This window comes from Pseudomonas sp. MONT-RG-20F-20-E-7-02, assembly GCF_022662395.1.
Taxonomy (GTDB): domain Bacteria; phylum Pseudomonadota; class Gammaproteobacteria; order Pseudomonadales; family Pseudomonadaceae; genus Aquipseudomonas.
Map to the genome: position 1 here is coordinate 1 of NZ_JAKNQN010000034.1, position 736 is coordinate 736.

Here is a 736-nt window from a genome sequence, read left to right on the forward strand (position 1 = left end):
GGTCAGGGTCGCGGTGTAGGTAATCTCCCCACCTTCAACGACCGAAGCCTTGTCAGCAGTCAAAGTAACCGTGGTGTTATCGATCGAATCGGTAATCGTGGTTTCAGCCGCTTTCGGATCAGTTACCAAGTTCTCGAAGTTGCCGCCTTCGGTCTTAGCGATGGTGGTGCTGACGGTGGAACCGTTGTTGTAAACGTCGTTGGCTGGCGTCTGGAAAACAGTCGAGCCAACGGTTTCACCCGCTTTGATGGTGATCGTCTGACCATTCGAAAGCGTAACGGTGACGTCAGTTTGCGCCTTGTTAGTCAAGGTTGCGGTGTAGGTGATATCGCCGCCTTCAACCACCGAGGCTTTATCAGCGGTCAAGCTGATGGTGGTGTTATCGATCGAATCAGTGATGGCTGTTTCAGCCGCTTTCGGATCGGTCACCAAGTTCTCGAAGTTACCGCCTTCGGTCTTAGCGATGGTGGTGCTGACGGTGCTGCCATTGTTGTAAACGTCGTTCGCCGGCGTCTGGAACACCGTCGAGCCAACGGTTTCACCCGCTTTGATGGTGATCGTCTGACCATTCGAAAGCGTAACGGTGACGTCAGTTTGAGCTTTGTTCGTCAGTGTTGCGGTGTAGGTAATCTCACCACCTTCAACCACCGACGCCTTATCAGCAGTCAGGGAAACCGTGGTGTTGTCGATCGAATCGGTGATGGCTGTTTCAGCCGCCTTCGGATCGGTTACCAGG

At 53.7% G+C, this 736-nt stretch carries 1 protein-coding gene; it reads right to left on the bottom strand.

All coding sequences use genetic code 11. The features are described 5' to 3' along the window. The coding region (locus L8I05_RS29400) for an immunoglobulin-like domain-containing protein (RefSeq protein WP_242176714.1) at positions 1-736 on the bottom strand (736 nt) is incomplete at both ends.